A 13,640-nucleotide genomic window follows, 5' to 3' on the forward strand; every position below is an offset into this window, starting at 1 on the left:
TATTTTAAAAATTAAAAAAGTTCAGGAGGTGTATTTCCTTTTTTGATTGTTTTAAGTTCTTCAGACTCGATATTGCTAATCAATATAATTTTATCTTTTCAAGTTTTTTCAATAGACTCTATTTTTAGGTTGGCTTGAGCCATTTTTTGCATTAATTTTTTAATTATAAAGCTTAAGACGATTGATTTTTTATAAATTTTTTCAATAAAGACTCTATTTGAAGTGAATACAATTTTCATTATTGAATAAATAAATAGACAAGAAACTATGTAACCAACTGCATATAGAAACAATATATTTATTAATAACATTAAGCAAAAAAACGCTATGTTAAAATAATCAAAATTTAAGTATTTGTATAATTGATTTTTATTTCATCATTCAATTTCTCCAGCCAATTTATCTGTATAAGATAGTGAACTGTATGTTGAAATTATAGAAATGGTAAACAAAGCTAAAATTGTAAACATTGTAATATAAAATCTAAAATTTCTATTTAACGAGTTAATATTTTCTAAGTTACCTTTTGACAATTCAAAATTATAATCTTCTGCATGCTTTAAAAATTTTGAAGAGAATGCAGTTACGAAATAAAATGATATTAATATTAGTATTACATTTATGAATAATGAAATAGATACAACAACAGTTTTATTTTCAAATAAGTTTTGAATTGGAAATGACAAAAAAATTATTGTAAAAAATATTATTAAATTTTTATTTTCCCTAATTTTTTTCATACTTTTTTTATCTTTCTCACTTAAAAATAATTATAATTTAAAAAAAAAAAAAAAAGCACAAAATTTAAATTTAAAATGCGTTTATTTGTGCCTTCATTTTATTTAAAGTTATTTTATACAGTATGTCTGTATTTTTTATTACTCACTCCACGGGATATAAAAGCAAAAACGATATAAATAAAGTAACTGCAAAATCTATTGTTGAAATTAATAGAAAATTAAATTCATTAGATGTAGTTATTCCTATAGTAAATAATTTTATTAAATCAATTAAAGATCAGTGTATAAAATAAATTGGAATAGACAGTCTACCAAGAAATAGTAAAAATTTATTATCCTTTATATTAAGTTTATTAAAAAGATAAAAAATTGAAATAGCACTAAAAACTGAACTAAAATTGCTATTGCCGAAAAATGTGTTTTTACCTGGACCAACCAATATAATTATTAATGTGTTTATAATCATGATACTACTCAATCAAACCCAAGCAAGTAAATTAAGTAAGTCAAAATTTTTAAATTTTAAACTATTAGAATGTAACTTCAATCAGCCACCAAACATATAAACCATGGTTAAGTAAAAAATATTAGATAATGAGAAATTTTTATAATATTGTAAATAAACAACTAAAAACATAAATATAAGATACAAAACAAATATGTATGATAAAGAAATTCACTTATTTGTTCTTTTCAAAAACCTATTAATACCAAAAGAAATTAAGTATACAAACAATAATGCTCATATGTATCACATATTTATTGTTCCATGATGTATTAGTCAACCGTTTTTGCCATATCTACTTTCAAAACCATCAACAACCGCTATAAAAGCGTATTCCAACAATAAGTTTAAAGCAATGACAATAAAAAGATAATAAAATATTGTTATTATAAGTCTTGAAATGTTGGGGGATTTTTTATCCACCATCATATAACCAGATATAAGACCAAAAACAAGGACACCACTACCTATTATTGGAGAAAAAACAGAAAAAACATAAGAAGAGTCAATTCTTGTGTGATATAAAACAACAGTTATACACATTATAAACCTTAGCAATTCAATATTTGTTTTTCTCATAAGTGTCCTTAATTGGGATTAGTACCCCTAATGTATTTTTTAAACTATTTTTCCTTGAGCGAAGGTATTATTACCCCCACCTTTCACTTCATGTTTTCCATTATTTTTAAATATATCAATAGCTTTGTTTTCATTTGAAATATTTTCACTGACAGAAACTATAAATACTTTATCTTTTGTATTTGCAAATTTGATTACTAAATTTTCAAATTTATTTTGTAATTTATCTGAAAGAGCTTTTAAACCTTTCATTTCAAGATCATTTATTTCAACATCTATTAAATTAATACCATTTGATTCTACCGGCTCTAATTGTGAGTATTTGGCCAAACTTTCCTCTATCAATATATCTTCAACTTCTTTTTGATAAAGTTTAAATGAATTTTTTAAGTCATTTACTTTTTCTTTTATGCTAATTAGATTATCTTTTGTTACTTCCATAGAAATAATTGAATTGATTTCATTTTCAATGAAGTCATTCTTAACTCTGGTTTTAAAGTTATTGAATTTATCTATAATTGAAGATATTTCTGTTTTCTGTTTTCTAAATTGCTCATTTAAATAATTTGCAACTTCCTTATGACTTGTAACGGCATGATACCTAAATACACCACTACCTTTTGATTCAACACTTGTTATTAATAGATCTTCTATGTCCCTTGTATTTTCAACATGCGTTCCACCACAAAGTTCACATGAAAAAGTTCCAAATTTAATAACTCTTACTGTTCCACCATATTTCTCAGTAAATAAAGCTAAAGCATTGTGTTTTTCAATGGCCTCATCAAGCGAACAGTAAATCACTTCTCTTGGTATTGATTTTCTTATTTCTCTTGCTATTGCATTATGAATTTTATCCAACTCTTCTTGGCTTGGTAATCTGTTGTAAGAAATATCAATTCTTAAACCATTTTCATCATTATAACTACCACTTTGTAGAGCATCTTTTCCAAGCACTTCTTGAATTCCAGCTTGTAAAATATGAGTACCTGAATGATTTTTCATTGTGTAGAAACGTTTTTCACCATTAATCTCTGCATTTACTGTATCTAATACATTTAAAGTTCCATTCACTTGTACCTTGTGAATGTGTTGCCCATTTGGTCCTGTTTGTACATCTATAACCAAATGGCGATTTTCGTTTTTATCAACCAAATAACCATTGTCCGATGCTTGACCTCCCTTTTCTGCATAAAAAGGAGTTTTTTCTAAAGTTACAAACACAACTTTATCACTAGCTGATTTCAATTCTATTTCATCTTCAAATATGAAGTTAACTTTTGTTTGAATTTCTTCAACATCGTAACCAACAAATTCACTTTCAACTTTTAATCCAGTCAATATGGCCGATTGTTTATTTCATGCCTTATCATCTTTTCTTGAGTTTCTTGCGATTTCTTTTGTTTGTTCTAATAAAGTTTCATAACCTTCTAAATCAACTTCTACATTTGATTCATTTGCAATTTCAACAGTTAATTCAATAGGAAAACCAAATGATTCAAATAATAACAATGCATTTTTAGCAGTTATTTTATTTTCTGTTTTGATCATATTTTCTAAGTTTTCAAAACCTTTTGAAAGAGTTTTTAAGAATCTCAATTCTTCTTGTTTAATTATTTCTTTTACAGAATCTGCTTTTTCTATTAAATATGGATAAAAATTTTTCATAGCCTCTATAACTTTATCAACAAGTTTGTATAAGAAAGCTTCTTGAATTCCTAGTTTTCTTCCATAAACAGAGCTTCTTCTAATTAATCTTCTAATTATATATCCTCTATCTTTATTGCCAGGAAAAACCCCATCACTTATCGCAAAAACAACCGCTCTAACGTGATCTGCAATAACTTTAAATCCAGTATTAATTTTAGTTTGTTCTTTATCTTCGTTGTAATAATTTTCAATTGAATATTTGAAATCGGAATTACATAGTTTTTCAACTTCTTTAATTGTTGGAAAAAATATATCTGTTTCAAAGTTTGTTGGAGCATCTTGAAAAATTGATACAAGCCTTTCAAATCCGGCACCTGTATCTATATTTTTCCTTGGAAGTTCTGCATAATTATTGTTTCCATCATTATTGAATTGTGAAAATACTATGTTTCAAATTTCAATATATCTGTCGTTCTCAATATCATCTTCCAATAATTTTGGTCCGATGTTTTCTGGATCTCATTTAATTCCACGATCAAAAAAGATTTCTGTATTTGGTCCGCAAGGTCCTTGACCAACATCTCAGAAATTTGTATCTCTTGTTCCTTTAAAAATATGGTCTTCTTTTATACCAATTATCTTTGTTCAAACATCATAAGCTTCTTGATCTTCATTAAATACAGTTATGTATAATAGTTCTGGATCAATATCAAATCACTCTTTTGAAGTCAATAACTCTCAAGCAAATTCTATTGCTTCTTTTTTAAAGTAATCACCTATCGAAAAGTTACCTAGCATTTCAAACATTGTTTGGTGTCTTGCAGTAACACCCACATTTTCAATATCGTTTGTTCTAATTGATTTTTGTGAGTTAGTTAATCTTGGTGAAGGAGGATTCATTCTACCATCGAAGTATGGTTTTAAAGTTGCAACTCCAGAATTTATTCACAATAAACTTGGATCATCAACGGGAACTAAACTAGCTGGTTCCAAAAAATAGTGATTTTTTGATTTAAAAAATTCTAATCACATTTGTCTAATTTCATTTGCAGAAAGTTTTTTCATTTATATTTTCTCCTTACAGATAACAAAATAATTTTAGCATATAAGCGTTTATTTATTTTATAAAACACCCTTTATGAACTGCCATTGTTATTCCGCTAAATTCAACTTCATTGTAATTTTCGTTATTATAAAATTTTATATTTCAAGATTTACTATCATTTAATTTTGAATAGTGTTCATTATAATTCATTGGTTCTAAACAAACTATGCATAATCTGTGAATATCATGTTTATCCTCTTCTTTTCCACATTCACAAAGAAGTGCGTTGCTTCAGGCGTTTGTCGCTATTTCATCTAATAAAATTTTTTGCATATTAATTTCCTCTAATAATTATTTTAAAACAAAAAACATCTCATATCTAGGAGATTTTTATAACTAAATTAAATACTTTAAATACTAATTTAAAAACATATATAATTATATGTAAAGGAGTGAATTATATGCAATTACAACACTTATCTAAAAAAAGGCTTATTTTAATAGATTTAGATGGGACAACTTTAATGTCTAATGGTGAGGAAATTCACCAATTAACAAAAGATGCTTTAATTAAAGCCAAAGATCAAGGACACGAAGTTTGCATAATAACTGGTCGTCCACACAGAGCAAGTATTCGTTTTTACAACGAACTTGGTTTAAAAACTTTATTAACAAACTTTGATGGTGCTCATATACATGACCCAATAACTAAAAAATTCAAAAGAATAGTATTTCCAATAAGTGAGGAAATCGTTACAGAAATAATGAACCACCCAAAAATAAAAAGTTCTATCTCAAACATTCTTGTAGAATCATACAATAAAGCAATGGTAAGAGAAAGAGATGAATTTGTTGAAAACTTTTTCCACTTGGATGACGTGGCTGATGATGAATATAAAGTTATTGATCCTTATGAACATTGAGAGGGAGCTGCAACAAATGTTGTTCTTTTTATAGATACAGAAGATAACAAAGATGAAGTTTTAAGAGTTTTAGAAAAATTTAAAAACACCATAAAAATACAATCAGGAAATGTTTATGGTAATTTAAGTAAAAATTCAAAATTAATGGTTACATTAACAAATAAAATTGTTAACAAGGGTTTTGTTACTGACATTTTAGCTCAATATTACAATAAAGATATAAGAGACGTAATAGCATTTGGAGATCAAATGAATGACTATGAAATGATTCAAAAAGTCGGTTATGGAGTTGCTATGAAAAATGGAAATGACGAACTTAAAAATATAGCAGATGGTATTACAAACCTAACAAATAATGAAGGTGGAGTAGGAGAATACTTGGACAAACTTCTAAATGGTTTAGAAGTTTAAAAAAACTGGCAAAGCCAGTTTTTTATTTTGTTAATTCCTCTAGTTGATTTACAAGATTTTCAATTTCTAAAATCAAAGGCATGTAGGTTTCTTCTTTGGTGAAATTTATCCCAACTTCTTTTAGTATTTCTAAAGGTTCTTTTGAACCTCCACTTTTTAAAAAGTTTAATACATTATGCTTATTTCCTTTTTTGAAATCATTGTAAAGTTTGTAACTTGCAACTAAATCTATTGCATATTTATAAACATAGAATGGAGATTGAAAAAAATGTGAAATGTATGGTCATGAGTAATTATCTTCTTCACTATCTTCAAACTCATCATAACCAAATTCATTTTGCTTTTTAACGAACAATTCCTTTAAAATTTCTGTTGTAATTGGTTTGTCTTCTTCAATTAACTTATGTGCACTGTATTCAAAATCTGCAAATTGTATTTGTCTATAGAATGTTGATATTAAGTCGAATAGTCTTTGTTGTAATAAATATTTTTTTTCTTCAACATCGTTTGTATTTGAATATAAATAATCAAACAATAAGTGTTCATTAAATGTAGAAGCAACTTCAGCTAAAATGATTGGATAATTATTTAATGGATAAGTCTGTTCTTCATCTGAAAAAAGAGTATGTACAGAATGACCAATTTCATGTGCTAATGTACTTACCGAACCCAGTTTGTTGTCTCAATTCATCAAAATTATTGGTTCAACTCCATTTCCACCAGAAGAATATGCTCCATCAGATTTGTTGTTATCTTCATAGTAATCTATTAAATTATCCTTAAAAGCAATATCTACTTTTTCTAAGTATTGTTCTCCCAAAACTTTTAAGGAATTTTTTACTATATTTATACCTTCTTCAACTGAAAATTTTTTACTATAATTTTTTGTAATTTTTAATAGTCTATCTGTAGAATAGAATTTATCTAATTTGCAAATCTTTTTTATAAGTCTGTTGTACTTTTTGAATGGTTCTATATTATTCTTACCAAACTCAATGAATTTAATATAAATTTCTAAATCTACTTGATCTTCGAATAGATTCATTTCTAGTATTGACTTATAGTTTCTAACTAATTTATTTTCATATTGTTCTTGAATTATTGCTTCATATATTTTTGCAAAACTGTGTTTTCTTGATATAAAATTTTTAAAATATAGACTTTGAGCTTCTCTTCTTTTTAATTGGTCTTCTGCAGGTTTTGAATCTTCCATTATCTCTTTATACAAGGAAGATGTTAATTCTCTTTCTTCACAATTTCATATAATTTTTTCAGATTTTCTATCAGCATATGCAAGGGAATCATATAAATTGCCCACTGCATTTCTACTTCTTTCAAGTTTGCTCATTAATTCTTCTTCATTTTTAGATAATATAAAATTTGATGATTTAAAAAAAGTCCTAAAGTAATACTTATAACTTGTTTTTCCGGTTTCTTCTAATCATTTTAAAATACTTTCTTCACCCACTTCTTTTAGTTCATTTGAAATAAAAGAAGTCTTGACTTTAATCTTTTGATAAAAGTTATCTAACATAGAGCTAATTTCTTGATTTTCATTATTTGTTTGGTCTATGTCTATTAAGTGAGCATATTGATTTAGCTTTGTTAAAATAAAATCCTTTTTCTTATCTAATTCTAAGTAATTAATAAAGCTCTCCTTTTGATTTAATTTTCCTTTCATGTTTTCAATTTCTTTACAAATACTTTTTGCTTTAAGTAAATCTTCTTTCCATTCGCCAAAGTTTTTGTATAGATGAGAAAAATCTCATTTGTATTTTTTTTCTGCTTGTTTTCTTTTCATAAAAATATTATATAAAATAAAAAATCTCTTAACGAGATTTTTAGATTTTATTTATTTAATAATTCAAACATAGTTCTTAGCATTGGTGCTCTACCACGCTTGTCAGTATCTGCTGTTGCAGCTATGTCTAAATGAATATATTCCTTGTCTTCAGCAAATGAATTTAAGAATGCTGCTGCAGTTGAAGATCCAGCAGATCTTCCTGGTTCTGAGTTTGCTAAGTCAGCAACTTTTGAACACTGCATTGCTTTTAAATGTTCATCAATCATCGGTAATCTTCAAACAGGTTCTTGAGCTTTTTTAGCAGCCTCTTCAAATTCTGTATAGAAATCGTCACTTGGTGAGAAAGTTCCTGTGAATCAGCTACCCAAAGCAACCCCTATAGCTCCTGTTAAAGTGGCAACAGTAATTGCTTTATCAGCTTTGGCAACTCTAGTTGCAAAAGTAAGACCATCAGCCAATACCAATCTTCCTTCAGCATCCGTATTTGTTATTTCTACAGTTTTACCATTCATTGATTTAATAACTGATTCTGTAAGAGTGGCATGTCCACCGATTCTGTTATCTGTTAATAAAGCAATTGATATAACATTAACTTTTGCTTTTGCTTTTGCTAATGCAAAAACTGTTGAAGAAACTATTGCAGCTCCAGACATATCAAACTTCATGTTTTCAATAAAGTTTGATGGTTTTAAATTATATCCACCTGTATCAAAAGTTATCCCTTTACCTACTAAAGCTGTTTTCTTTTTAGAAGTATCTGTAGTGTACTCTACAGTAACAACTCTAGGTTCAACATGGCTTCCTGCGTTTACAGAAAGTAATAAGCCCATACCCATATCTTCAATTTGTTTTTTGTCATATACAGTAACTTTTACATTAGGTACATCTTTAGCTTTTTCAACTATTCTATTTGCAATTTCAACTGATGTACCAATGTTTGGTGGTAGATCTTGTAGATCTCTTGCAAAGTTCATATATTCAACTTTGATCATTGATGCTTCAAACAATGGTGTGTATTCTTCATCAAACATAAAGTTAATTGATTTTGGTGTTGAAGAACTTTCTTTGTAATCAAGTTCTTTGTGTGAAGCAAAAACTACTGATTCAATAATTTTTTGGAAAGCTTCTTCAGGTTCAAGGAAAGCATTTACAAATGAATCAACATCAATATTTAATTCATATTTGTTTGATTTAACAATTTTTTCTAAATTTTTTCCTAAATCATTTAAACATTTTTTGTCTCCAATGTAATAGTAAAGAATTTTATCTTCACTTATTAAAGTTGTAGCGCCATCTTCTTTTATAACTAAGTCGTTAACTGTGTTTTTTGAGTCAACGGCTTTTAAAGTTAATAGAAATTTTGGTCCGTTATTAGTTATCATTTTGTTTTCTCCTTTAAATACAAGAATATAATATCACTTTTTTTCATTAGTTTATAACAAAGGTCATTTTGCAGATTTTATTTCTGCACTTTCCATAAATAATTAGCTTTAAATCTTTTGCATTTTTATCGTATGTCATAAATGTTCTAACCATACCATGACCACTTGGACATCTAAGTCTTCTGTTTGCTAATTTAGAATTTAAAGAAAAGAATTTAGATTTCATTGTGTAAATATAATAAGTTTCTTTTTTAAGTCTGTTATTTTGATCTTCAATTTCATCTAAAACAACAAAACTAATTTCTTTTATATCTTTAATTTTTTTTCTCATTTTAGAGTATAAACTGTCTTTTCCTCTTAAAAACCCATTTATGTGTTGCTTAAATCTTTCAAATACATTTGTAGATTCTCCAATATAACAAAACTTTAACTTTCCATTAGAAATTGAATACAACAAATATGTTCCAGCAACCCTGTCTTTTATTTGTCTTATATCTTCTAAATTTAAAACTGTTCTTGTTTTTAAAAATTTTGAAATTCTATGCATTAAATAATCCTCGGAGAAAGATTTTACCCTAGGATCTCTTGAGTTTTTAATTTTGTTAACTAATTTGAATTGATTACTTAATTCCATTTTTTTGTACCTTTATAACTAGATTATAAATTAAAAAAATTCCCAAAGGGAATTCTTATTTTTATATTGTTTAATTATTCAACGATTGAAACAACTGTTCCGGCACCAATAGTTCTTCCACCTTCACGGATTGAGAATTTTGTTCCTTGTTCAACAGCGATTGGTTTGATTAATTCAACAACTAATTCTACGTTATCTCCAGGCATAACCATGTCTGTTCCACTTGGTAAGTGAACTTCTCCAGTAACGTCTGTAGTTCTAAAGTAAAATTGTGGACGGTATTTGTTGAAGAATGGTTTGTGTCTTCCACCTTCTTCTTGTGTTAAAGCATAAACTGATGCATTTAATTTTGTATGAGGTTTGATTGTTCCTGGTTTTGCAAGAACTTGTCCACGTTCGATGTCGCTTCTGTCAACCCCTCTTAATAATGCTCCTACATTATCTCCAGCTTCAGCAAAGTCTAATAATTTTCTAAACATTTCTAATGCTGTAACAACGATTTTTTTACTTTCTTCAACTAATCCAACGATTTCAACTTCGTCGTTAACTCTAACAACTCCACGTTCAACTCTACCAGTTGCAACTGTTCCACGTCCTGTAATTGTAAATACATCTTCTACAGGCATTAGGAAAGTTTTATCTGTATCACGAGTTGGAGTTGGGATGTATTCGTCAACTGCTTTCATTAATTCTTCAACTTGAGCTACTCATTTAGCATCTCCATTTAAAGCTCCTAAAGCAGATCCACGAACAACTGGTGCTCCGTCTCCGTCAAAGTCATAAGCTGATAATAAGTCTCTAACTTCCATTTCAACTAAGTCGATTAATTCTTCGTCATCAACCATGTCACATTTATTTAAGAAAACAACGATTGAAGGTACTCCAACTTGTCTTGATAATAAGATGTGTTCTCTTGTTTGTGGCATTGGCCCGTCAGTTGCAGCAACAACTAGGATTCCACCATCCATTTGTGCAGCTCCTGTGATCATGTTTTTAACATAATCGGCATGTCCAGGACAGTCTACGTGTGCGTAGTGTCTGTTTTCTGTTTTATATTCAACGTGAGAAGTATTAATTGTAATACCTCTTTCTCTTTCTTCTGGTGCATTATCAATATTTGCGTAATCTTTGAATTCTGCTCCACCTTTTTCTGCTAATACTTTTGTAATTGCAGCTGTTAAAGTAGTTTTACCGTGGTCAACGTGTCCGATTGTTCCAATGTTAACGTGAGGTAAACTACGGTCAAATGCTTCTTTTGCCATGTTTTTTGTTTCCTTCCATTTGGTTCTTATTTATTTTTATTGCGACCAAGTGTCCTAATAATTATAAATAGATTTTCTTTAAAGTACAATACTTTTTTAATTTGATAAGCAGGTATTATTTACCTTGTTTTTTGATAATTTCTTCAGCAATGTTTTTTGGTGCTTCATTATAGTGACTGAAAATCATTGTATAGTTTCCACGTCCTTGTGTAAATGAACGCAACTCTGTTGCATAACCAAACATTTCTGATAAAGGAACCTTAGACTTAATAGTTTGTGCATTCCCTCTTTGTTCTGATCCTTCGATTAGACCACGTTTTGATGAAATGTTACCCATTACATCCCCATAGTATTCATCAGGCACAGTTACTTCAACTGACATAATAGGCTCTAAAAGAACTGGATTAACTTTTTTAGCAGCTTCTTTTAATGCCATTGATGCAGCAATTTTATATGCCATCTCGTTTGAGTCGACATCGTGGTATGATCCATCAACGATTGTTGCTTTAACGTCTATCATTGGGAATCCAGCGATAACACCGTTTTGTAATGAGTTTTCAAGTCCAACTCTAGCAGCATTGATGTATTCTTTTGAGATTTTACCCCCAACAATTTTATCAACTCATTCAAACCCTTTGTCGTGGTTTGGTTCGAATTCAATCACAACGTGACCATATTGTCCACGTCCTCCTGATTGTTTAACATATTTACCTTCAACTTTTGCTGATCCTTTAATTGTTTCACGGTATGAAACTTGAGGAGCTCCAACGTTTGTTTCAACTTTGAATTCTCTTTTTAGACGGTCAACAATGATGTCCAAGTGTAATTCACCCATTCCGGCGATAATTGTTTGTCCAGTTTCTTCATCTGTATAAGTTCTGAAAGTTGGATCTTCTTCTGATAATTTGTTCAATGATAACCCTAGTTTTTCTTGGTCAGCTTTAGTTTTTGGTTCTAACGCTAAGTGAATAACTGGTTCTGGGAATACCATTGATTCTAAGATAATTTCGTTTTTTTCATCTGTAAGAGTATCTCCAGTTGTTGTATCTTTTAAACCAACAGCTGCTGCGATATCTCCAGCATAAACTTCTTCGATTTCTTCACGGTTGTTGGCGTGCATTTTTAATAAACGTCCAACACGTTCTTTTTTATCTTTAGTTGCATTTAATACGTAACTTCCTTTTGTTAATACCCCTGAGTAAACTCTAAAGAATGTTAATTTACCAACGAATGGGTCAGTCATAATTTTAAATGCTAATGCGGCAAATGGTGCTTCATCTGCGGCAGGTCTTTCAGCTTCTTCTCCATTTGGTAATACCCCTTTAATAGCAGGTACATCTAATGGTGAAGGTAAGTAAGCAACAACTGCGTCTAATAATAATTTAACACCTTTGTTTTTGAATGCTGATCCAGCTAATACTGGGAAGAATTCTGCTGAAATAACACCTTTACGAATTGCTGATTTTAATTCTGGGATTGTGATTTCTCCACCATCTAAGAATTTCATCATTAATTCTTCATCGTATTCAACAGCCATTTCAACTAATTGAGCTCTTAACTCTTCAGCTTTATCTTTTAAATCAGCTGGGATTTCGATTTCTTTTGCAATTTCATCTGCAGCTCCATCAAATCCTCATGCTTTCATTTCAACTAAATCAATGATTCCGCTGAATTGATCTTCTGCTCCAATTGGTAATTGAATAGGTGCGGCTTTTGCTCCCAATCTATCTCCGATTGTTTTTACTGAGTATAAAAAGTCAGCTCCTGTTTTATCCATTTTGTTAACAAAAACAACTCTTGGTACTCTATATGTTGTTGCTTGTCTTCAAACAGTTTCAGTTTGAGGTTCAACCCCACTTTGACCGTCTAATACAGCAACCGCTCCATCAAGAACTCTTAATGATCTTTCAACTTCAACTGTGAAGTCAACGTGACCAGGAGTATCAATGATGTTAAATCTGTGGTCTGCTCAGAATGCTGTTGTTGCAGCAGAAGTAATAGTAATACCACGTTCTTGTTCTTGAGCCATTCAGTCCATTTGTGATTCACCTTCGTGAGTTTCACCAATTTTGTGAATTTTACCTGTATGGAATAAGATACGTTCTGTTGTAGTAGTTTTACCAGCATCAATGTGAGCCATAATACCAAAGTTACGAGTCATATCTAAACTATATTCTCTAGGCATATTCTTTTCTCCTTAATTTTCTATTATCAACGATAATGTGCGAATGCTTTATTAGCTTCAGCCATTTTGTGAGTATCCTCACGTTTTTTAACTGATCCACCAACTCCGTTAGATGCATCAATAATTTCGTTTGCTAATCTATCAACCATTTCTTTTTCGTTTCTTAATCTTGAATAATTGATTAATCATCTTAAAGCTAGAGTTACTTTTCTGTCTGTTGAAACTTCAACAGGAACTTGATAGTTTGCTCCCCCAATACGACGAACTTTTAATTCTAAATGAGGTTTAATGTTTTCAATAGCTTTATCAAAAACTTCAATTGGAGTAGTTCCAGTTTTTTCTTGAATTTTTTCGAAAGCTTTGTATAAGATGTGTTGAGCTGTTCCTCTTTTACCGTCTAACATAATTTTGTTAACTGCTCTTGTAACTAATTTTGAGTTATAAATTGGATCTGGTAACACGTCTCTTTTTTCTGCTTGATGTTTACGCATGGTAATTTGCTCCTTTCATATTTAAATTG

The 13,640-nt window shown here is 29.3% G+C and carries 11 protein-coding genes; 1 reads left to right on the forward strand and 10 read right to left on the reverse strand.

Annotated features, from left to right (window positions below):
- Positions 1-11: 11 nt before the first annotated feature.
- The 4 genes from SMONO_RS03920 to SMONO_RS03935 form a co-directional block, all read right to left on the reverse strand.
- Entirely contained in the window at positions 12-740 is a 729-nt protein-coding gene (locus tag SMONO_RS03920; RefSeq protein WP_101781037.1) for a hypothetical protein, read from the reverse strand.
- Positions 741-810: 70 nt separating this feature from the next.
- Positions 811-1,824 (reverse strand): acyltransferase family protein, encoded by a 1,014-nt coding sequence (locus tag SMONO_RS03925; RefSeq protein ID WP_101781038.1) that lies wholly within the window; start codon positions 1,822-1,824, stop codon positions 811-813.
- Between the two features lie 39 nt (positions 1,825-1,863).
- Positions 1,864-4,539: an alanine--tRNA ligase gene (alaS, locus tag SMONO_RS03930; protein ID WP_101781039.1), complete on the reverse strand. Its 2,676-nt coding sequence runs from the start codon at positions 4,537-4,539 to the stop codon at positions 1,864-1,866.
- 52 nt (positions 4,540-4,591) lie between these two features.
- Positions 4,592-4,852: a hypothetical protein gene (locus SMONO_RS03935; protein ID WP_101781040.1), complete on the reverse strand. Its 261-nt coding sequence runs from the start codon at positions 4,850-4,852 to the stop codon at positions 4,592-4,594.
- A gap of 128 nt (positions 4,853-4,980) precedes the next feature.
- Between SMONO_RS03935 and SMONO_RS03940 the strand changes: the two genes are divergently transcribed.
- A complete protein-coding gene (locus SMONO_RS03940) occupies positions 4,981-5,853 on the forward strand; it encodes a Cof-type HAD-IIB family hydrolase (RefSeq protein WP_101781041.1) in 873 nt (290 codons plus the stop codon).
- 22 nt (positions 5,854-5,875) lie between these two features.
- On the opposite strand, the gene pepF is transcribed toward SMONO_RS03940, so the two are convergent.
- From pepF to rpsG, 6 genes are all read right to left on the reverse strand, one after another.
- A complete protein-coding gene (pepF, locus tag SMONO_RS03945; RefSeq protein ID WP_101781042.1) occupies positions 5,876-7,654 on the reverse strand; it encodes an oligoendopeptidase F in 1,779 nt (592 codons plus the stop codon).
- Between the two features lie 47 nt (positions 7,655-7,701).
- Positions 7,702-9,039: a M17 family metallopeptidase gene (locus SMONO_RS03950; RefSeq protein WP_101781043.1), complete on the reverse strand. Its 1,338-nt coding sequence runs from the start codon at positions 9,037-9,039 to the stop codon at positions 7,702-7,704.
- Between the two features lie 46 nt (positions 9,040-9,085).
- On the reverse strand, positions 9,086-9,673 hold the full coding sequence (locus SMONO_RS03955; RefSeq protein ID WP_101781044.1) for a GIY-YIG nuclease family protein: 588 nt from the start codon (positions 9,671-9,673) through the stop codon (positions 9,086-9,088).
- A 74-nt stretch (positions 9,674-9,747) separates the two neighbouring features.
- Positions 9,748-10,935, reverse strand: a complete 1,188-nt coding sequence (gene tuf / locus SMONO_RS03960) for an elongation factor Tu (protein WP_101781045.1) — start codon at positions 10,933-10,935, stop codon at positions 9,748-9,750.
- 115 nt (positions 10,936-11,050) lie between these two features.
- Entirely contained in the window at positions 11,051-13,120 is a 2,070-nt protein-coding gene (fusA, locus tag SMONO_RS03965; RefSeq protein WP_101781046.1) for an elongation factor G, read from the reverse strand.
- A gap of 23 nt (positions 13,121-13,143) precedes the next feature.
- The gene (gene rpsG, locus SMONO_RS03970) at positions 13,144-13,611 is read right to left on the reverse strand and encodes a 30S ribosomal protein S7 (protein WP_101781047.1); all 468 of its coding nucleotides are present in this window, start codon (positions 13,609-13,611) and stop codon (positions 13,144-13,146) included.
- Positions 13,612-13,640 lie beyond the last annotated feature (29 nt).

This window comes from Spiroplasma monobiae MQ-1 (genome assembly GCF_002865545.1).
GTDB classification, from domain to species: Bacteria; Bacillota_I; Bacilli_A; order Mycoplasmatales; family Mycoplasmataceae; genus Spiroplasma_A; species Spiroplasma_A monobiae.